Annotated in this window: 24 protein-coding genes; 12 read left to right on the top strand and 12 right to left on the bottom strand. The window is 38.6% G+C overall.

The window, feature by feature from the left end:
- Nucleotides 1-114: 114 nt before the first annotated feature.
- The gene (locus EW028_RS04145; RefSeq protein ID WP_048393822.1) at nt 115-681 is read right to left on the bottom strand and encodes a TetR/AcrR family transcriptional regulator; all 567 of its coding nucleotides are present in this window, start codon (nt 679-681) and stop codon (nt 115-117) included.
- Between the two features lie 364 nt (nt 682-1,045).
- On the opposite strand from EW028_RS04145, the gene EW028_RS04140 reads away from it, so the two are divergent.
- From EW028_RS04140 to EW028_RS04130, 3 genes are all read left to right on the top strand, one after another.
- Nucleotides 1,046-1,591 (top strand): DUF7010 family protein, encoded by a 546-nt coding sequence (locus EW028_RS04140; protein ID WP_131519983.1) that lies wholly within the window; start codon nt 1,046-1,048, stop codon nt 1,589-1,591.
- A gap of 127 nt (nt 1,592-1,718) precedes the next feature.
- Nucleotides 1,719-2,168 carry a DinB family protein gene (locus EW028_RS04135; RefSeq protein ID WP_131519982.1) on the top strand — a complete coding sequence of 150 codons (450 nt, stop codon included), beginning with the start codon at nt 1,719-1,721 and terminating at the stop codon, nt 2,166-2,168.
- A gap of 51 nt (nt 2,169-2,219) precedes the next feature.
- A complete protein-coding gene (locus EW028_RS04130; protein WP_227744853.1) occupies nt 2,220-2,780 on the top strand; it encodes a hypothetical protein in 561 nt (186 codons plus the stop codon).
- On the opposite strand, the gene EW028_RS04125 is transcribed toward EW028_RS04130, so the two are convergent.
- Entirely contained in the window at nt 2,713-3,129 is a 417-nt protein-coding gene (locus EW028_RS04125; protein ID WP_131519981.1) for a GNAT family N-acetyltransferase, read from the bottom strand. The two genes, EW028_RS04130 and EW028_RS04125, sit on opposite strands and share 68 nt — an antisense overlap.
- 213 nt (nt 3,130-3,342) lie before the next feature.
- On the opposite strand from EW028_RS04125, the gene EW028_RS04120 reads away from it, so the two are divergent.
- The 3 genes from EW028_RS04120 to EW028_RS04110 all read left to right on the top strand — a co-directional run bounded on the left by EW028_RS04120 (nt 3,343) and on the right by EW028_RS04110 (nt 5,068).
- Nucleotides 3,343-4,215, top strand: a complete 873-nt coding sequence (locus tag EW028_RS04120; RefSeq protein WP_131519980.1) for a DMT family transporter — start codon at nt 3,343-3,345, stop codon at nt 4,213-4,215.
- 62 nt (nt 4,216-4,277) lie between these two features.
- Nucleotides 4,278-4,526, top strand: coding sequence for a hypothetical protein (locus tag EW028_RS04115; protein ID WP_227744852.1), 249 nt, complete (start codon nt 4,278-4,280; stop codon nt 4,524-4,526).
- Nucleotides 4,527-4,564: 38 nt separating this feature from the next.
- A complete protein-coding gene (locus tag EW028_RS04110; RefSeq protein ID WP_131519978.1) occupies nt 4,565-5,068 on the top strand; it encodes a DinB family protein in 504 nt (167 codons plus the stop codon).
- A 62-nt stretch (nt 5,069-5,130) separates the two neighbouring features.
- Here EW028_RS04110 and EW028_RS04105 read toward each other — a convergent pair whose 3' ends face one another.
- Nucleotides 5,131-5,931, bottom strand: coding sequence for an SDR family NAD(P)-dependent oxidoreductase (locus tag EW028_RS04105; RefSeq protein ID WP_016991487.1), 801 nt, complete (start codon nt 5,929-5,931; stop codon nt 5,131-5,133).
- 456 nt (nt 5,932-6,387) lie between these two features.
- Here EW028_RS04105 and EW028_RS04095 point away from each other — a divergent pair, with 456 nt between their 5' ends.
- Nucleotides 6,388-6,579, top strand: a complete 192-nt coding sequence (locus EW028_RS04095; RefSeq protein WP_131519977.1) for a hypothetical protein — start codon at nt 6,388-6,390, stop codon at nt 6,577-6,579.
- Nucleotides 6,580-6,625: 46 nt separating this feature from the next.
- Here EW028_RS04095 and EW028_RS04090 read toward each other — a convergent pair whose 3' ends face one another.
- The 6 genes from EW028_RS04090 to EW028_RS04065 form a co-directional block, all read right to left on the bottom strand.
- Nucleotides 6,626-6,838 (bottom strand): hypothetical protein, encoded by a 213-nt coding sequence (locus EW028_RS04090; protein ID WP_131519976.1) that lies wholly within the window; start codon nt 6,836-6,838, stop codon nt 6,626-6,628.
- A gap of 35 nt (nt 6,839-6,873) precedes the next feature.
- The gene (locus EW028_RS04085; protein WP_131519975.1) at nt 6,874-7,425 is read right to left on the bottom strand and encodes a DUF1697 domain-containing protein; all 552 of its coding nucleotides are present in this window, start codon (nt 7,423-7,425) and stop codon (nt 6,874-6,876) included.
- A gap of 94 nt (nt 7,426-7,519) precedes the next feature.
- The gene (locus EW028_RS04080) at nt 7,520-8,557 is read right to left on the bottom strand and encodes a threonine aldolase family protein (protein ID WP_131519974.1); all 1,038 of its coding nucleotides are present in this window, start codon (nt 8,555-8,557) and stop codon (nt 7,520-7,522) included.
- Between the two features lie 627 nt (nt 8,558-9,184).
- Entirely contained in the window at nt 9,185-9,367 is a 183-nt protein-coding gene (locus EW028_RS25100) for a hypothetical protein (protein WP_227744851.1), read from the bottom strand.
- Between the two features lie 71 nt (nt 9,368-9,438).
- Nucleotides 9,439-9,993 carry an integrase gene (locus tag EW028_RS04070; RefSeq protein WP_112117949.1) on the bottom strand — a complete coding sequence of 185 codons (555 nt, stop codon included), beginning with the start codon at nt 9,991-9,993 and terminating at the stop codon, nt 9,439-9,441.
- Between the two features lie 179 nt (nt 9,994-10,172).
- Entirely contained in the window at nt 10,173-10,517 is a 345-nt protein-coding gene (locus tag EW028_RS04065) for a KGG domain-containing protein (RefSeq protein ID WP_193767313.1), read from the bottom strand.
- Nucleotides 10,518-10,788: 271 nt separating this feature from the next.
- On the opposite strand from EW028_RS04065, the gene EW028_RS04060 reads away from it, so the two are divergent.
- On the top strand, nt 10,789-11,409 hold the full coding sequence (locus EW028_RS04060; protein WP_131519971.1) for a hypothetical protein: 621 nt from the start codon (nt 10,789-10,791) through the stop codon (nt 11,407-11,409).
- A gap of 84 nt (nt 11,410-11,493) precedes the next feature.
- Here EW028_RS04060 and EW028_RS04055 read toward each other — a convergent pair whose 3' ends face one another.
- Complete coding sequence (locus EW028_RS04055; RefSeq protein WP_131519970.1) at nt 11,494-14,574, bottom strand: MMPL family transporter; 3,081 nt, start codon at nt 14,572-14,574, stop codon at nt 11,494-11,496.
- A gap of 127 nt (nt 14,575-14,701) precedes the next feature.
- Here EW028_RS04055 and EW028_RS04050 point away from each other — a divergent pair, with 127 nt between their 5' ends.
- From EW028_RS04050 to EW028_RS04035, 4 genes are all read left to right on the top strand, one after another.
- Nucleotides 14,702-15,298, top strand: coding sequence for a TetR/AcrR family transcriptional regulator C-terminal domain-containing protein (locus tag EW028_RS04050; RefSeq protein ID WP_131519969.1), 597 nt, complete (start codon nt 14,702-14,704; stop codon nt 15,296-15,298).
- An 18-nt stretch (nt 15,299-15,316) separates the two neighbouring features.
- Nucleotides 15,317-16,024: a DNA alkylation repair protein gene (locus EW028_RS04045; protein WP_131519968.1), complete on the top strand. Its 708-nt coding sequence runs from the start codon at nt 15,317-15,319 to the stop codon at nt 16,022-16,024.
- A 142-nt stretch (nt 16,025-16,166) separates the two neighbouring features.
- Complete coding sequence (locus EW028_RS04040; RefSeq protein ID WP_131519967.1) at nt 16,167-16,658, top strand: DUF2975 domain-containing protein; 492 nt, start codon at nt 16,167-16,169, stop codon at nt 16,656-16,658.
- 129 nt (nt 16,659-16,787) lie between these two features.
- On the top strand, nt 16,788-17,396 hold the full coding sequence (locus tag EW028_RS04035) for a copper amine oxidase N-terminal domain-containing protein (protein WP_131519966.1): 609 nt from the start codon (nt 16,788-16,790) through the stop codon (nt 17,394-17,396).
- 44 nt (nt 17,397-17,440) lie between these two features.
- On the opposite strand, the gene EW028_RS04030 is transcribed toward EW028_RS04035, so the two are convergent.
- Together EW028_RS04030 and EW028_RS04025 are read right to left on the bottom strand one after the other, a co-directional pair.
- On the bottom strand, nt 17,441-17,725 hold the full coding sequence (locus EW028_RS04030; protein ID WP_048393855.1) for a hypothetical protein: 285 nt from the start codon (nt 17,723-17,725) through the stop codon (nt 17,441-17,443).
- Between the two features lie 106 nt (nt 17,726-17,831).
- Entirely contained in the window at nt 17,832-18,608 is a 777-nt protein-coding gene (locus tag EW028_RS04025) for an N-acetylmuramoyl-L-alanine amidase (protein ID WP_048393857.1), read from the bottom strand.
- Nucleotides 18,609-18,869 lie beyond the last annotated feature (261 nt).

The raw sequence follows: 18,869 nt of genomic DNA, 5'->3' as shown, positions 1-18,869 counted from the left end.
ATATTAGAAATAGAATTCATATGAGCAAAGATTGAATCCTGCTAAATATGAATTCTTTTTCATTATACACAAAAGTTACACATGTGTAACTAAAATAAGTGACATACTTGTTACTTATTTTGAAATACCATGTAAAATAAGCAATTTGATCTCCTTTAAAAAGCTTTCTATAGGCATATTGAGATGGTTTGGCATGTCAATCAATTGAAAAATGAAGCTAAGCAAAATAAAGTTGTTACGATCTTCTGCAATTATCCCCTCTTCCTTCCCCTGTTTAATTACTTGTTGAAGTGGTATGTAAAGTCCACCATGCATGTTATTTAATACTTCCTTTTTTTGCTTCACAACCAGCGATACGTCATTAATTTGTGAGGCGAATCCTAAAATTTGATGTAGGTCGCGCATATCAAACATACGAACAAGTAAGTCCTCAAGCTGTTGTTCAAATGATTGCGAAAAATTAACATTTGAAAGGTTCTCGATGCTTTTTTCCATTTGCCAAACCATAAATTGAATAATAAGTTCTTCTTTATTTGGATATTGTTTATAAATTGCGGCCCTTGATACGCCGATACTTTGTGCAAGCAAGCTCATTGTAAACCCTTGATATCCAACAGATAGCAAAAGCTGATGCGTATGATGCCAAAGGTCTTGTTCAGAAAATTTTTTATCTCGTCCCATATGATACCTCCAATATTCTACAATGCTAACATTGAGACAAAAAAAAAGCGAGTAACCTTTAGCCATGTTTGATGTTTGAGAAGATGGCGTTTTTGTAACCCCAAAATCAATATTGTCAAATCTCCATAGGTATTTAAAATGTAAGAAAGTTGAAAGGAATGATTGCTAATGTTCGTTTCTCTTTACAAGTGTTTTCAACAATTTTAATAATTATCTTTGTCTTCATAATTTTTCGGGGGACATAGGATTCGATCACCTTCAAACTTTACAAAAAACTCCATTTCAAATCATCTGTGGTAAAAATAGAAATATACTGGTATATTATAGGTTATATTCTATTTATTTCATGAAGGATGGTGCGTTGATGGATAAAACACTGGAAGATTTACAAAAGGAAATGATTGTTGAAGTAAAAAAGGGATTTCCCATTTTACTTTCTGGTGCGGTTGTCTTTTTACTTTTTACTCTAATGCCCTTAGTTTTGCCAATCGAAGCGGTTCGTTTAAGTTGGATATTTGGCTTAGGTGCCATTTTCCCTATCGGTTTAGGCATTAGTAAAATTCTTGGGATTAATTTAAACGCTACTGGCAATCCTTTAGGGACGTTAGGAGGAATCGTTGCCGCTCCTCAAGCTTTTTACATACCTGTATTTATCATTGTGTATATGAACATACCTGAATATCTTCCCTTTACAATTGGTTTACTTGCAGGCTCTCATTTTCTGCCATACATATGGATTTATAAAAGTAAGGCTTATTTATTTGTGACTCTAGGCGTGTGCTTTTCTGCCCTGATTTTAGGTGGCTTCTTTGTTGATCAAGCCTTCACACTTGTACCTTTAGCCATTTCTATCGTGTATGGAGTGGGCGTTCTTTTAATTCTAAGAGAACTTAAAATCAATCCGATCTAATCACCTTCCTCTAGGTGATTTTTTTAATATTCCAGACCTCTTTTAATCTGAGAAAAAAGGATTCATTTCCTATCCTGTGCTTGCTCCTTTACAATAAACCTATTAATAAAAGAAAGGATGTATAGATGTGCTATTTCCATATCGTAATGATCTAAGGAAAACGTTAATACCTTACCTAAGGACACTTGATGAGGCGTTTTGGTTTAAGACATCTGATTTTTATCCAAATAATGTAGCATGGATTATTTCTCATTTATCAAGTAGCGAAGACTATTGGGTGAATGAAATTGGACTTAAAAATCCTTGTATATTAAACCTTCACGATGATTGTTCGCCTAAGGAAATACTAGATAGCTATATTCAAATTAGACATTATACGGATGACATACTACATACATTAGACGAATCGCAGCTCAATGAAATAGTCGAGGTGCCGAAGTTTTCCGATGGTTGGACGCCACCTTCCGTCCCTACACGTAACTGGTTGTTTCATCATGTTTACTCACATGAAGCTTACCATGTTGGGCAAATCTCTGTTATCGCGCATCTTAGTGGATTGCCAAAGCCTTTATTTTAATAAAAGGCAACGTAATGAAAGGAACAGCTTTTTAAATGGAAGAACAGTAATTTGAAAAAATTTCGTGGGAAAAGGCGTTATTTCCGTAACTTATGGCGACAAACAACCACAGAGCTATCTATTGTAGACATTGACGAAGAAGGTTGGTTTAATTTGTGGCACATTCACCTTGATTTTTACGGGTACGGCAATGATGGTTTAAAGATAAGAAGAGAGCACATCAAAGCACATATAGCCCTATATAACCGCTTATCAGAAAGGCTCTCGACATTGGGAAAACCTTATCAAATATGGATGGAGTTTGTAGAGGAGGATGCTGGTTTGGATTCAGTTAATATCCATACACCTAATCCGGCTGAGGATAATTTCCCACTAACAATAGCAAATGTAGATTGGAATTGCCCTGTCCCCAAATCCCTTAAGGATTTAATCAACTTGAATGAGTGGAGTGTAGGGCACTATAAGCAGGTATCCACTAACAGCTATTTCATCCAGTCTAAAAATGTAGGGTCGGAAACCATTGGTGGGTTTCCGCCCCTTCCCTTTAATCCAAATATTCTTGAGCTAGTTGCTGATTTTTATAGATGGCCATACCCGTTTTCAATTTTCTAAAGCCCATTTTTGCATAAAACGGTTCATTCCCTGTTGTGGCGATTAACTGAATGCAGGATACCTCCCTTAACTGTGCGATCAGATCCTCCAGAAGTAAACGAGCAATCCCTGTGCCTTGATAGGCTTGATGCACAATCACATCGTAAATGGCGGCATTAAAGACGCCATCTGACAAAGCTCTGGCAAAGCCCACTATTTTTCCATCTACCACAGCGAATACTTGATGTGTGCTTGCATCGAAAACTTGTTTGATAATCTGTTCATCATGTTTCATCCACCCAACAGATTGATAGACCTCCTTTATGATTGGCAAATCCTTCTCTTCCATCACATATTGAAGTATTACCATTTTCATCCCCCTCTTTTTGCTTTCATGAAATCTCCCTATGAAAACGATGTCTATTCTATTATACTAATAAAAAATGACTTGAGGATGGTGGGATTATTATGATGTTTGCTCCATTATTTGAACAGGACGTACCAGCACTTCTTCTTCCTTAACGGTAGAAGCTCTTTTTCTCCGTTAAGGGCATAGGTATCTATGAAAACGGAGGAAAAAAACATGAGAAATCTAATAATCGGTGCTATCTTTTTATCGCTTGCTGCGAGTATTTGGGGTGCCATGTATGTAGTTGTTAAAGTAGTGGTGGAGGTTGTGCCACCATTAGAGCTTGTTTGGATGCGCTATTTGATCGCGGTGATTGCACTTGGGATCATTGGGGTCATGATGAGGCAATCCTGGAAAATAGCTAAAAAAGATTGGCTGATCATTTTTCTTGTTGGCCTTATTGGGAACACGATTTCAATTGTGACACAGGAAATGGGCACAATGCTATCCACCGCGCAGATGGGGGCAATTATTACTGCTACAACCCCTGCTTTTATGGTTGTCTTCGCCCGTTTGATTTTAAAAGAAAGCATTACGCTGAAAAAATGCTTGTCTATCACTCTTGCCACGATTGGTGTCGGGATCGTTGTAGGCAATGGTCAAATCGATGTGACACAGCAATTAGGTGGACTCTATTTACTGCTTGCTGCCTTAACGTGGGCACTGATGTCGGTATTCGTCAAAAAGGTACCAAGCCATTACTCACAAATTGTTGTCACAACCTATACATCTATGATTGCCGTGATGTTATTGACCCCTTTTGTCCTTCCAAGGCTAAAGAATTTAGATCTGGCAAGTGTTTTACAACCGACCATTTCAGGAGGCTTGCTTTACTTAGGCATTATCTCAACAGCTGGTGGTTTTTTATTGTGGAATAAAGGGCTTCAACTAATGAATGCGTCTAGTGGCGGCTTATTTTTCTTCTTTCAACCAATTGTCGGCACATTTTTAGGCTGGCTCTTATTAGGAGAGACGATTGGGCTTTCCTTTTGGATAGGCTCCCTATTAATTTTTAGTGGTGTTTTTATTGTCCTTCGAGATGAATAAATGGAAGTGCGTTTCTATGTTAGATAGAAACGCACTTTTTATGTTGGCTCAGCTTATGGTCATTGAACGTCTTGTTGGCACATATATTGCCAATGCCTAAAGGAGCTGATATTCTGAACATCTTTTTAGATAACTTAAAGGATTTTACTTTATTAATTTTTTTACTTGCTAGTATGGTCTATTGTCGACAGCTAAAATTAACGAGGTGGCAACGGAAATTATCGATTGGTGAATGGAGCATGTACATCCTGCTCTCGATTGCCCTTCCCCTTTATGCAGTGCTTTATCTTGCTTTTCTTTTAGGAGCATAGGAAAATAAGACATCATAGGCTATTTTTGGGGGGATTTCATGTTTCAAACAATCGATCATTTTTTACAGTCTTGGGCATTTGAAGCCGCTGCTACGCAAAAATTACTTAATCATCTAACAGATGAATCACTACATCAGGCAATCACTCCGGAAAACTGGACTTTAGGACGCGTTGCTTGGCACACGGTTACTGCAATTCGAATTATTACCTCGAATTCGAATTTAGCGTTTGAAGCCCCAGCAAAGGATTTTCCAGTTCCTACCTCTGCTCAGTTCATTGCAGATGGCTATCACCAAGCGAGTGAAGCCTTTGTGGAAGCGATACAATCGCAATGGACTGACAAGACAATGACTGAAACGATTGAATTTATTGGTCGACAAATGCCCAATGGTTCCCTGTTATTATTTTTACTACAGCATCAAAGTCATCATCGCGGTCAAATGACGGTTCTGATGCGTCAGGCTGGTTTAACTGTTCCAGGTATTTATGGTCCAGCGAAAGAGGAATGGGCTCAGTTTGGGTTGGAAGCTCCTCAAATGTAGCTAAGCTTGTGCCAACTAATAAAGAGGTTGTCTATTTTAAGACAACCTCTTTTATTGATTAACTATAAAGATGCTAGCCAGTTATTCGTATCAGCGATGGTTGGGTTAGCGAGGTAATGTCCGCCTTCAATTTGTAATGTTTGGCCCGTCATAAATTTTGATTCGTCAGAGGCTAAAAATACAACTGCATGGCCAATATCATCCGCTTCCCCATGATATGGTAGCGCATTAAATTTCGCATAAATGGCCAGCATTTCTTCTGGCATATTGTTTTTTGCGGCAGGTGTTAATATGAGACCTGGTGCAACCGCATTACAACGGATATGATCCTTCCCAAATTGTGTAGCAATGTTTCTTGTCATATTCACCACACCTGCTTTTGTTGCCCCATAGGCTGTACGAATTTGGTCACTGGCGAATGCAGCCATAGAAGCCGTATTAATAATTGAGCCCCCGCCCGCTTTTTGCATATGTGGAATGGCAAAACGACTACCCAGTAAAATCGATTTTAAATTCACATTGACTAAACGGTCCCATTCATCTAAATCAATATTTAATACATCTAAATCTTTCTTCAGGTTAGTTAGACCAACATTATTAAAGAGCACCGTTAATGAGCCGTATTGTTCTACAGTGAAGTTCACGGCCGCTTCAATGGAGGAAGCATCCCCTGCATCAAGGAAAACCGCTGCCGCCTCATACCCATCATTGACTAAAGTTGCTGCTGCTTCTTTCGCACCCTCTACATTAAAATCAGCAATGACTACTTTTGCACCCTCTTTTGCTAACAAGCTAGCTGCCGATAAACCAATACCAGAAGCCCCACCTGTTACTAATGCCACTTTATTTTTTACTCGATCCATTTTCAATTCCTCCTTCAAATCACACGAAAAAGAGCAAATTAGCTCTCCTAACGTAAAATAGTTTAACATTAAACTATTTAATTTTAAACTAATAACCTTTAGCATTTTATAGCTCCACTGTGAACTTGTTGATTTTACAAAGATCGTGAAGATGGCATAAATGATTCACTAAACATTCTCTATGTCTATAACGTAGTTAAACAGCATATTTTCAGGAATAAAGATATCACCAATCAGAAAACACCCAATCTTTTCGTTCAAATAGCCAATTCGATAAAATCAAATGAAGTCGCAACATCTAGTTATTTTCCTTCATCTATACAATGAATAAGTTGTTATGCTATAATACTTTTGAAAACCTCAAAGGGTATCAACCAATTCTGACTACAGTGATGCATATCGCTGTAGTTTTTTCTATGCTATAATTTCCTTAAACTTACATTATGAGGTGAGAATATGGAAACAAATACATATAGTTGTAAAGCCTGTGGCGGGCAATCTTTTTCTGAAGGAAAATTAGATGGCTATGCTGCTTTAAGACCCATGAATACCATCTTTTCCTCAGGTTCACCCCTTATTTTCACTGTCTGTACGCAATGTGGAGAAATTGCCTCTATTAAAGCCACAAAACCCGAAAAGTTCAAATAAAAAACAAGAGAGCATCATTTCAATAAATGAAATTTGCTCTCTTGCTTTATGTTTCTTTATTAGTCTTTTTTCCCCATTGATACGGCTTTTTGGACCAATTCCACATCCAAACAAAGAAATAGATGAAGACCATTGTGATGACCAACATCGTCACATTTTCTCCCCATGCAATCGACTCATGCTTCCTCCATTGATTAACCGTTCTAACAATGAAGTATAAAAAAGGATAAATAAAATAACCTACTTGATCCCGTCTCATCTAAACACGCCTCCTTTTAGAAAAGATGAATTTCTCTACTCACCAATCATTGTCGCAAGCTTCATCATCGTTTTCCAATTGCGAACTGTAGCAGGCACCTCTAGCTTATGCAGTTGTTGACTAAGCTTGGCATTGCGAATGCTATCGTAAAATAAAAGATAGACATCTCTCCCCTTGATCATGCAACGCTCTTTTTCACTTGCATATTGTAATAACTTAGCACCGTTCTCTTCAGTTGGAACTGTTGGAAGTAGTGCAACATGGAGACTTTCCCCTGTAGCTACAGCTCTTGCATCTGCTAAGTCTTGATCTGAGAAAGGACAATTGTTCACAATAGAGCAAAATTCTTCAGCTGTACGAATGATTACTGTACTCGTGATAGTGAAGGTAGTTTGAATGGTCTCTTGAATTTGCTGTTGTAAAAGTTCTTCTGATTCACTCGATTCAAACAGGATATTGCCACTTTGAATATAGGTCCGAATATTTTGGAGTCCTAATGGTTGCAACGCGTCTCTCAATTCAGCCATTTTTAATTTATTGTGCCCACCTACATTAATACCTCTTAAAAGTGCTACGTATTTAGTCATTCGCTTCCACCTTTCCTGTTATTTATAGTATAGCAAGAGTTAGGGAATAATAGGAAAAAACTGCACCCTTTGACGGAAGGTGCAGCTTGATTGGCTATACTAATTGGTGGATGTCGTCTAGTAAACGATCCACATTTTCTTTGGTCGTAGCCCAGCTTGTGCAAAAGCGCACAACTGTATGAGTATCATCGTATGCTTCCCAAATGGAGAAGGAATATTTTTCTTCTAACGTTGGAAGTAGATGGTTTGGTAAAATTGGAAATTGCTGATTCGTTTTTGAATCATAGCGCATTGCGAAGCCTTTATCGAGAAATGCCTGTCGTATCAGCATTGCCATATCTACCGCATGATGCGAAATATCCATATAGAGCGTATCTTCAAATAGCGTTTCGAACTGAATGCCTAATAATCGACCTTTGGCAAGCAGCCCCCCTCTTTGCTTGATCATGTAGCGGAAATCCCTTTGGTACGCAGGATTAACAATCACGACTGCTTCGCCAAACAATGCACCCATTTTAGTGCCACCAATATAAAATACATCACAAAGCTTAGCGATATCAGCGAGTGATAAATCACTGTCTTGTGCCACTAGACCATAGCCTAAACGAGCACCATCGATAAACAGTGGTAGGTCACAGTCTCGGCAAACTTCACGTAAGGCTGTTAATTCTGTCTTACTATAGGTCGTGCCATTTTCTGTAGGGTGAGATATGTACACTAAGCCTGGCTGCACCATATGCTCATGTGTGCTATCCAGCCAGTGCGCATCATAGCAGGCTTTCACCTGTGCCGCAGTTAGTTTGCCATCACCGCTAGGCAATGTCAGCACCTTATGACCAGTTGCCTCAATAGCTCCTGTTTCATGTACCGCAATATGACCTGTACTAGCAGTAATGACGCCCTGATGAGGACGCAAAATAGACGCTATCACGGTCGTATTCGTTTGTGTACCCCCCACTAAAAAGTGAATGTCTGCCTGCTCCGCTGCAATCGCTTTTTTAATAGACGCTCTTGCTTTTTCGGAATGCTCATCCATACCATACCCAGGAGATTGTTCTTCATTTGTAGCCACTAACCGCTGCAAAATTTGTGGATGGGCACCTTCTGCATAATCATTTTCGAATCGAATCATATCAACTACTACCTCCAAATTCTCTCTATCTATTCCTCTATCTTACGCCTGTTGCTTCATTTTCGCTATATCTTAAAGAACAGTTCACAACTTCTCTAGTAACAATAGTTACTAGTGGTGAGGTGATGAAATTTTACATATGTACTTCGGAAGAGATCGGTGCAAAACAGACCTCCTCCGCTTTTGATCACGTTATAAAAAATTTGCTCTTAGTTCGATTACTTTGAATTCTCGTAAGCCAATTTACTAGCAATATCTCCATAATTCAGAATGGGCCACCTTCATTCCCCACCGGAGCCACAGGATGAGTCACTCGTAGTAGCACTAGAATCAGCACACTGTTGGCTGTCCTGGGAGGAAAGATATGCATCATTTGTTGAAAAATCGTTAGGGGAATGGATATGGTGGTTGTGCTCATTCGATTTGCTGTGATTTTTATTTGCATTACTGACGATGCCTATGACAACGACAACTCCAACAAATACGATAAATAAAATCATTTATTCCAGCTCCTTTCATTCATTCTATAAATTGTAACATTAAATCAATGCTCGGTAGTACAGTTCTATGTAAAAGTGGCAAATAGATAAAATAACACCACAATCGGAAATGATTGTGGTGTTTACGTTATGATTGCGATTTGCGTGTGGCAGATTTTTTTGAACGATTTCCTTCGCTCGAATTTTTCTTTTGCTCTTGTGTTAGAGCATTTTCTTCGCGCACATCTAAATCATCTGGACTTAAATCTGTCGCTAATTCCGCCAACTCTGACTGACGTTTATATTGCTTGCCCTTTGTCAAAATGATCACCTCCAAGTAGTATTACATTGCCCTATTTGGTTTGATCTATTCCCGCGACGGTATGAAATGATTATTTCTAGCTAAACTAATTGCACCATCTGCTGGTTCAAAAGATGGTGATAAGCTTGTAAATCTTGCTCATATAAACGCTGATAGGTCGCTAGGCTATGCTGTTTAATATAGTCAAAGTCCTTTTCAGGAACTAAGTGATGTGTATGGTTAAGCATCCATGCATTTTCCCAAGCCGTTTGCTCAAATTGAATATTCATTTCATGTTCTTCAATCAGCATGGCTAGTAGTTGTTCCTGACGATATATTTCTTTTAAGGCATGTTGCTTTTTCATCGTAAAGATTTCAATTGTACGTGGAAGTGACGCCTGTAATGCTTGTCGATCCACTGCATGACCTAGCTCATGAAGGGTCATTGTTTTGACATAAATTTCAAGTGAAGTTGGAAGCATTAGTTCATTTCTTGCCTCTACTAATCGTTTCGCATCAAATCCTACATAATCCCCAATAAAGTTATAGCTCATATTAATACCTGAATCATCTTGTTTTATCTTGACCGTCATGTTCACAGCCTGCACGACGGATTGAATTACCTGAAATAGTTCTTTATCTTTAAGTTGTGTCATTCTCTCTATCCTCATTTCCTCTAAAAACAAATAGAAGCGGATTAAATATATACTACAATTAGGAGAAATTCAACAAATTTATCCTGTGGATTGAGAGGAACTTAACAACAAAAAAGGCGCCTGTAGTTTAAAACTACAAACGCCCTGTGTGTGAAGGGTTTCAAGCTATTTAAAAGTGATTAGTTATTATTGTTATTTCGACGATTTTGATTGCCGTTGGAGTTGTTACTACGCTGTTTACTGCGTGCTTCTCCACCTTTACGTCCTATTTCTTCATAAAAATCGTCGTCGTGCTTTTCAGAGGTAGCTTCTCCGCCTTTGCGGCCAATTTCTTCATAAAATTCTTCGCCGTGGTTTTCAGCCGTAGCTTCTCCACCTTTGCGGCCAATTTCTTGATAAAATTCATGTCCATGATTTTTAGACGTAGCCTCGCCGCCTTTACGTCCTATTTCTTCATAAAAATCACGGTCATGATTTTTGGAGGTAGCTTCTCCGCCTTTACGTCCCGCTTCTTCGACAGTCATGTTTTCATTGTTGTTTCTGTTGCGATTGTTTTGCTTGTTAGCCATTTCTATTCCTCCTAAATATTTTTTTGAGCTTTTTACTAGCTCGCTATTTATATTCCCAGTCAAAACACATCTAAACATATTTTTTTAAAAAATTGATTTTCTTATTGTAATAGAATACTGTTAGGAGCTGATTGTTAACAAGCCCATCAATCATATACATGTACCCTTTCCAATATAATACTAATCTATAGTATGTCATCGATGATGAAAGAAGGGTGATGGAAAAATGACGACGCTCACAAAGCCATCTATTGGTTTAACACAATTTACAGACTTCACAATGAAGGGAAGTGCAGCAAAAACAAAATTTGTGAAGGATATCAAATATCAGGGAGAGTACCATCCAATAAAAGATTATTGGAAAGCCTTGCGTGATGGATTAAAAAAATACCATGAGCAGCGTTTTAATGATACCTATTTACTCGACATCGTGGATAATGCCCTTCCTGCACGCCAGAAAAATTACCAAGAAGCCGTTAAAGCCTATATAAAATTCTTAAAAAATAAAAACGTTCAGTGGTTTGAACCAGGTAAGGCAAATTGGTATTGTGACGATTTAATTGTGCGTTCCAATCCTGAGCTCGGTTTAATCATTGACGATGTGCCCTATTTAATTAAGCTGTATTTTAAAGGAAAAAATGAGCGCATCGATAAACATAAATGTCGATCTGCCCTCACTCTTCTAAAAGACTCCCACTATGCGATTGAACATCCAGACTCTGTTAAACATGCCATTTTAAACGTGCAAAAAGGTCGCTTGATTACAGATGATGATTCAACAGACTATCATCAAATTGCCCTCGAATCGGATGCAGCTCAATTTATGTTTATTTGGAATAGGCTCTAGCTAAAATGTGGATTTGGAAAATACCAAATCCACATCTTCATTTCATATAATAGTATTTTTTCTATTCTAAAAAAATAGATGACATTACAGATTTTTCTCTTTTCTATTTGCTAGGAATAATTTTATTTTGTCGGCAAACCCAAACCAAGCTGGAATAAAAATTGGCATCATCATAAACGTCAAGATCACTAATCCAATAATGACTGCCATCGCTACCTGAATCAGCGTAATAACGCCAGATGGCATTAATGCAGCAAAGGTGCCACCTAAAATAACAGCCGCTGCTAAAATAATGCTTCCCATCTGTAGGCTTGTCGGAATAATTTCCTTCAGTCCTGCTTGTGCTGTCTCGTTATAGCGCATCAACAAGAAAATCGAGTAATCCACACCAAGTGAGACAATCATAATGTACGTAAAGAACGGTACATTCCAGCTAAGCATGTCATAATCTAGCAGCTGTTTCGCTATCATTTCAGTTATACCAAGGCTGGAAAATGTCGCGATTAATAAGCTGGCATTAATAATAAGTGTTTGTAAAAAGGAGCGTGTGATTAACCATAAAATCACGCTAATGCCGGCAAGCATCAGTACTGCACTTCGTATAAAGTCAGCTGAAGAAATTTCTTGTAAATCGATATTACTCATTGTTTTACCTGTTAAATAGACGTTTGCTTGCTGCAATAACGAACTTTCTACATAGCTGTCTACTCGACGCTTGATGTCACGCATAATCGTCATAGCTTCTTCCTTATAGGGATTGACATCCAAAATAATCATGAAGGTTGCGGCATGACGATCATCGGTCATATAGGCATTTAAGCTTTCCTGGAACTCACCCTGTAACACCTCTGCTGGTATAAAGAATGTCCCTGTTTCTTTGTTTGACAATTCATGTAAATAGCTATTTGCATCATCTAATCCTGCGTAGATATCTTCTAGCCCTTCTGCTCCTTCGCCTAATCCATTGCGCAGTTCCACCATGCTATCCTGTAGACTAATTAATTGTTGCTGTAATTGCTGTTGACCTGCTTTTACCTCAGCTAATCCATTGGTTAAATTGTGTGAACCAGTCGTTATTTGATTGGCTCCTTGTGCTGCTGTCCCTATTCCTTGGGATAAATCATTGACACCATTTTTTAGAGTACGAGCGCCTGCTTTTAAAGTCACAATGGCTGATTGAGCATTACCTAAGGAAGTATTGGCTTGCCCAAAAGTCTGTGTTAATTGATTAAAATGGGCTGAAAGTGATACAGCATCTAATGCATTTAACGAACTTAGTCCCTGCTGAGCAGTCCTTATAGTTGTTTGGATGTTGTCATCTTCTGCTGCTTCCGGGTTTGCTTGGACATACGCATTCATGGCCCCTAAAATACCTTCAAACGCTTGTTTAGAGGACGTGATTAGCTGCTCGATTTGAGAAAAAACGGAACGATATTGTTGAAAGCCCGTATCAATTTGTTGATAGGAGGTTTGTAATTGATTGAGCCCTTGCTGAAGCTCCCCAAGTCCCGCTTCTAGGGATACTGTCCCGTCTATTAAATCGGTAGAACCATTTGTTGCATTGTCTAAGCCATTCGTTAATCCCTGTAAAGCATTCGTTAAATCACTAGCCCCATTCTGTAATTGTATGGTGCCATTAATTAAATTTTGGACACCACTGACATCTTGTTCTTTCGATAATTGATTGGTGGCATCCTGTAGTCCTTCTTGAATGGAACTGACACCCTCCTGTGCTTCTCCTAAGCCCCCCTGTAGTGTATTTGCTTGTTCATTCACATAAAGATCAGCAATACGCTCCCCCTCTGGACGTGTCGGAGAATAGACTTTCGCTACACCAGGTGTATTCGCAATAATGCCAGTTAATTCATCTAATGCACGTAAATAATCAGTGCTTGCGAGCGATTCATTTTGTTGGATGACAAGTGTGGCGGGCGCACTCATACCAGGCTCATAATGTTTTTCAATCAAACTAATTGCCTGCTTCGATTCATATTTGTCATCGATTTCTACTAAATCATTATAATTAAGCTCTCCTGAATAGTGATAAATAAATGGTACAGTGAGGATACAGGCAAAGATAATGCCAACGATAGGTCTTGCAAAGGCGTTTTTTGCTAAAAAACCCCACAGCTTATTTTCAGTATGCTCTGATATAACCTTACTTGGCCAAAACAGCTTAAAGCCAAGCAATGCCATAAAGAATGGGTTTAATGTCATCAAAACCGCCAATAAGATACAAATGCCAATGGCGATTCCACTAACACTTTGATACAAGGTAAATTTTGAAAAATACAACACCGTAAAGCCTATTAACACAGATGAACTGCTTAGTAATACGGTTTTGCCTGCGGTTCTGTAGGTGTTTTGTATCGCCTTTAAGACATGATTTGTTTTAGCCAATTCCTCTTTAAAGCGAGTAAACAAAAGAATATTGTAGTCTGTACCAATCCCAAATAATATGACAACTAAAAATACTTGTGTAAAGTTAGAAAACGGAAAATCCCAATAATTAGTAAGTAAGGCGATGATGGATAATGATACAGCATAAGCCACCCCTACTGTTAAAAGCGAGATCAATGGAATGATCGGTGAACGGAAAATAATCACTAATATGGCAATGATAAAGACAATAGCAATGATTTCAGTCTTTTTCACACCATCTTGGGTTGTGGCAGAGAAATCATCCATCACAATATCGGCTCCTGTTACATATGTATCCATTGGTAAATTTTTTACTTCCGCCCTTAATAGCGCTGCTGCTTCACTGGCTGTACCGATCTTTCTATCGATTGACAATTGTGCCATGACGGTTGTATGGTCTTTACTAACCAATTGATTCGCCGCCTGCTCACTGTCTGTATGGAAGAGCGCATTTGTGATAAGAAGCTTATTTGTGTTTAAATGATGAAGGACCCCTTCGATTGCCAAATAATCAGTAGCTGTTAAACCCTTTTCTTGATGAAATACATAGACAAACGAATAGGTATCCTTCCCTTCGTTTTGAATATCGTTTAACAGCTCTGTGCCAATGACACTCTCTAAGTCACTAGGCAATGTGATTTGTCCTTTATCTAGTACAAGTTTTTCAAGATTAGGCATTATCATCAGCATCACGATAACTGTTATCACCCAAAAAACAGGACTCAATATCCATGACTTTTTCATGCTTTTCTTCCTTTCCAATTAGAACTGACTATACTGTATATCAAGAAAGGAAGAGCAAGATATAGACAGATAACGTGATCTGTATAAATTCAGACAAAAATGCAAAATTGTAAAAAAGGTGATCTGTATGAAAAAAAGTGAAAAAACAAAAAGGCAATTAGCCAGTGTCTTAAAAGAATTAATGGTACTCAAGCCATTAGAAAAGATATCCATACAGGAAGTCATGGAGAAAGCACAATTAAATCGACAGACGTTTTACTATCACTTTGAGGATATTTATGATTTATTGAAGTGGACACTAGAGCGAGAGGCAATTGAGTTACTGGATGATTATAAGGATGAAAGCCTTTGGCAAGAAGGCTATCGAGATATATTATTGTACTTAGAAAAAAATCGAGCGTTTGCACTAAATGCTATTAACTCCATGGGCCATGAGCATTTTAATCGCTTTTTTCATCAAGAAATATATAGCATTATTGAAGACTTTGTGAAGCAAATTGCGGAAATGTGTCAAGAGGTAGAGAAAAAATATATGAGTTTTGTGACCCATTTTTTCACTGTATCCATTACGGCTGTTACCATTAGCTGGCTACAGGGCGAGCTTGATTTTTCCGTTGAAGAGCTTATTCAAATGGTGGATCGGTTCTTAAGCGACCACTTAGAAGGAACTAAAACGCTATATGGTGTAAATAATACTAGCTGTCTCAAGGCAATCGATATTTAAAGAAAAGGAAGTGCTATTATGAATGCTGAATTGGTGATGCAGGAGCTAGAGGCTCTTGGCAAAGAACGGACGAAAAAAATGTATATGTCAAATGGCGCCCATGAGCCGTTATTTGGCGTGGCAACAGGTGCCATGAAGCCTATTGCGAAGAAAATTAAAATAGATCAGAGTCTTGCAGAAGAGCTTTATGCTACGGGCAACTATGATGCGATGTACTTTGCTGGCATCATAGCAGATCCAAAAGCCATGACTGTGGAAGATTTTAATCGATGGATGGAGGCAGCTTATTTTTATATGCTGTCGGATTATGTAGTAGCGGTTACTTTAGCAGAGGCACCGATTGCTCAGGAGGTGGCGGATGCGTGGATTGCCAGTGGTGAGGAACTGAAAATGTCTGCGGGCTGGAGCTGCTATTGCTGGCTATTAGGGAATCGCAAGGATAGCGAATTTTCCGAGAGCAAGCTAGCTAACATGCTGGATGTCGTGAAAAATACCATCCACGACGTACCCGAACGTACAAAATCGGCCATGAATAATTTTTTATACACAGTGGCTATTTCCTATGTGCCGCTCCACGAACAAGCAGTAGCAACCGCACAAGCGATTGGTCCTGTAGAAATGAAGCGAGACAACAAGAAAAGCACACAGCTAAATGCTTATGAAACAATTCAAAAGGAAATAGAGCGAGGCAGAATTGGCTTTAAACGTAAATATGTAAGATGTTAATCATCCCACTTAAAAGGCATCTATCCTATAAGGATGGATGTCTTTTAAAACGAAAAAAATCAATGAATAGCAATATGTTTTTATTGAAAAACGATAAATTTTATTTTAAAATCAATATACCATTACCAGTGAGGTGTTTTGTATGAAACATAAAAAGGGCTCAACCATTTTCCTAAAGAGTGTGATTATGCTGCTAGGTATCCCTGTATTAGCTTTAGGACTATTTTGGCTACCTGGGATAGCCAGTAGAGATGCAGCGGCACATCCCGAATCCTCCTATTTGTCTTATCTTTTTTTACTCTATGTGTATGCACTATGCATTCCCTATTACACGGCGTTGTATCAGGCCTATCGCCTCTTAACGAACATCGACCAGCATAAAGCGTTCTCCAAATCATCTGTACGGGCTTTGAGAACGATCAAAAATTGTGCTCTCACTATTGTAGCCGGCCTTGCGCTAGGTATTGCATCAATTATGATAATGTTTACTGGCCAGGAAGATATTACAGGAATTATTACGCTGACACTTATCAGCATCTTTGTAACCAGTACGATTGCAACCTTGGCAGCCGTTCTGCATCGACTGCTCCAAAAAGCCATTGATCTCCAAAACGAAAATCAATTAACCGTATAACAAAATGGCACTACCAATCTTGACTGGTAGTGCCTTTTAATGGGTTAAAACTAATTTCCTATAAAAACATATCAAAATTCTCTTTTCAATAGTATAATAATTACATATTTTGATAATTGGAGGATTTATATGAAGAAATTGGTTTTGTTGATGGCGATGCTTACATTATTTTTCACCACAGCCTCTATTGCGAGCGCACATCCAGGGCGTTTAGATAGCAATGGCGGTCACAACTGTTCTGACAAATCAAAGGCTAAAGGGCTTTGTTCTGGCTATCATTATCATAATGGCAATGGTGGCAATGATGCAGGGTCTTCTTCAGGCGGTCAAAGTTATTCTACGCCAGCCCCTAAAGCAACGGTAGCACCTGTATTAACGAAGGTTGCTGTCTATTTAAATGACGTGAAGCAAAATTATACGCCTAGCGCTTATATGAAAAATGGCACAACCTTAGTGCCAATGAAGGCAATCTTTGAATCTCTTGGGGCATCGGTTAGCTATGATAATGCAACGAAAAAAGTAACGGCAACAAAGGACAGTAAAAAAATTGTGATTGGTGTGGGGAATAAAACGGCTTATGTTGATACAAATGGTTCTGCATCAACAATCACACTCAGCCATCCTGCTGAAATATATCAAGGTACAACAATGGTGCCTTTACGCTTTGTCAGTCAAGCACTTGGCGCAAATGTAACATTTGATGAGGCAGCACTTGTTGTTTATATCTCAACTAAATAATGGACAAGTCTTAAGCAGTATGCTCCTACAAGGTGCTGCTTTTTTTATTGTTTCTTAAAGTTAAAATCATACTTCTTGTTGATTTTACCAGCAATCGTTTCTAGAAATAAAGCCACTGTCATATTCTCGACTTCATTTGTATACCATGCTAGCTTTGCACCATAGTTCTTTTTATTATAATTCACTTCTAATGGCCAGAAATTTTTTGTTTTATACGTATAATCAAATTTTACATAGAGTTGCTTACCATCGGGACATTCCATCACCACCTGGTATAATGGATTTTTTCTTTCTTGTTCAAATTTTACTTTTCTTATTTTAGTTAACATCAAAACCCCTCCTCTCTTCTACTACATTCGACAAAATTTTGAAAAAACCTTTATTCAATGAAAAAGGATAAAGCTCGTGATGACATAGGAGCTTTATCCTACACAATTAGTTGGCTATAAATTTGTCGTAATAGCGTTTCAGCATGGTCGCCATTTGCTCTCTTGTTAAGGCGCCTGCTGGATTCATGTTCTTACTTCCATCGCCTCGGATAATGCCTTCGCTAATAGCCCACTCCCAAGCCTCTTTATGGGCTGCTCCCACTTCTCTGCTTGTTTGTAAACTAGCTTTTTCAGCTAGTAAGCTTTTCAACGTTTCTATTTCTTGTTTTAGCTCATTATATTGTGACACTGTTAATCCCTCCTCAAGCCCATTTTTAATATCTTGCTGGAACTGTGCTTCTGTAATCCCCATACTTTTTAAATAGTCAAATGGATCTTTGTGCGTAGTGCCTCCTAGATTTTCTGCAATCCATCGATGTGACTTAATGCCGTTGCCGCTACCATCTAAAACAGTGGGAATCCCTGCCTCTATCGCAAGCTTACGTAACAGCCAAATATAAGCCGCATAGTCCTTTTTAAATTGTTCCTTATCAGCAGTCCGTGCCAATTCCACCTGGGCATAGCTATACGGATTTCCCTTTGGTCCACAGCCATATTGCACGCGATTGACTGGGGCTACTTGTACGATTCTTCCACCACCGCCTACCCAGTGAGAAACAAAGGCATTGGCTTTATTTCGATTCATATAGGCAATTTCGTTTTCCAATGCATTTGGACCTGTATTGCTGCCATTACCTGATTCATGCGCCACAACGTATTTGACTGCCGTTAGCGCTTGATTCGGTAGCCCTGACATCATCTGTTTTTCAATAACATAACTCATGTTGCACCGTCCTTTCCTATTATTTTTAGCGACTGATGCTATGTTATTCTTTTCTTCCTTTTGGGTTTTTTAGGGTAAACAACAGATAATTAGAGGTTCCTTTTTTGGCTTATTAGCTTCTTTTCGCGCTTAAGGCTACTGCGATCGTTTCACCTCTCTTTCCTCGAAGCTATGAAGTGTGAATGTCACAAGGACATCCACTTACTATTAGTAAATGCGCGCACAAAAGTGTTTTCTAGTTAGTTGTGCTCTTTTACTATT

Source organism: Lysinibacillus sp. OL1 (assembly GCF_004332175.1).
Lineage (GTDB): Bacteria > Bacillota > Bacilli > Bacillales_A > Planococcaceae > Lysinibacillus > Lysinibacillus capsici.
This window is presented reverse-complemented; position numbering and strand designations above follow the sequence as displayed.

Coding starts and splice junctions, on each gene's coding strand:
- EW028_RS04145 (WP_048393822.1), bottom strand. CDS start 681: ATGGGACGAGATAAAAAATTTTCTGAACAAGACCTTTGGCATCATACG.
- EW028_RS04140 (WP_131519983.1), top strand. CDS start 1,046: ATGGATAAAACACTGGAAGATTTACAAAAGGAAATGATTGTTGAAGTA.
- EW028_RS04125 (WP_131519981.1), bottom strand. CDS start 3,129: ATGGTAATACTTCAATATGTGATGGAAGAGAAGGATTTGCCAATCATA.
- EW028_RS04120 (WP_131519980.1), top strand. CDS start 3,343: ATGAGAAATCTAATAATCGGTGCTATCTTTTTATCGCTTGCTGCGAGT.
- EW028_RS04110 (WP_131519978.1), top strand. CDS start 4,565: ATGTTTCAAACAATCGATCATTTTTTACAGTCTTGGGCATTTGAAGCC.
- EW028_RS04105 (WP_016991487.1), bottom strand. CDS start 5,931: ATGGATCGAGTAAAAAATAAAGTGGCATTAGTAACAGGTGGGGCTTCT.
- EW028_RS04095 (WP_131519977.1), top strand. CDS start 6,388: ATGGAAACAAATACATATAGTTGTAAAGCCTGTGGCGGGCAATCTTTT.
- EW028_RS04090 (WP_131519976.1), bottom strand. CDS start 6,838: ATGAGACGGGATCAAGTAGGTTATTTTATTTATCCTTTTTTATACTTC.
- EW028_RS04085 (WP_131519975.1), bottom strand. CDS start 7,425: ATGACTAAATACGTAGCACTTTTAAGAGGTATTAATGTAGGTGGGCAC.
- EW028_RS04080 (WP_131519974.1), bottom strand. CDS start 8,557: ATGATTCGATTCGAAAATGATTATGCAGAAGGTGCCCATCCACAAATT.
- EW028_RS04070 (WP_112117949.1), bottom strand. CDS start 9,993: ATGACACAACTTAAAGATAAAGAACTATTTCAGGTAATTCAATCCGTC.
- EW028_RS04065 (WP_193767313.1), bottom strand. CDS start 10,517: ATGACTGTCGAAGAAGCGGGACGTAAAGGCGGAGAAGCTACCTCCAAA.
- EW028_RS04060 (WP_131519971.1), top strand. CDS start 10,789: ATGACGACGCTCACAAAGCCATCTATTGGTTTAACACAATTTACAGAC.
- EW028_RS04055 (WP_131519970.1), bottom strand. CDS start 14,574: ATGAAAAAGTCATGGATATTGAGTCCTGTTTTTTGGGTGATAACAGTT.
- EW028_RS04050 (WP_131519969.1), top strand. CDS start 14,702: ATGAAAAAAAGTGAAAAAACAAAAAGGCAATTAGCCAGTGTCTTAAAA.
- EW028_RS04045 (WP_131519968.1), top strand. CDS start 15,317: ATGAATGCTGAATTGGTGATGCAGGAGCTAGAGGCTCTTGGCAAAGAA.
- EW028_RS04040 (WP_131519967.1), top strand. CDS start 16,167: ATGAAACATAAAAAGGGCTCAACCATTTTCCTAAAGAGTGTGATTATG.
- EW028_RS04035 (WP_131519966.1), top strand. CDS start 16,788: ATGAAGAAATTGGTTTTGTTGATGGCGATGCTTACATTATTTTTCACC.
- EW028_RS04030 (WP_048393855.1), bottom strand. CDS start 17,725: ATGTTAACTAAAATAAGAAAAGTAAAATTTGAACAAGAAAGAAAAAAT.
- EW028_RS04025 (WP_048393857.1), bottom strand. CDS start 18,608: ATGAGTTATGTTATTGAAAAACAGATGATGTCAGGGCTACCGAATCAA.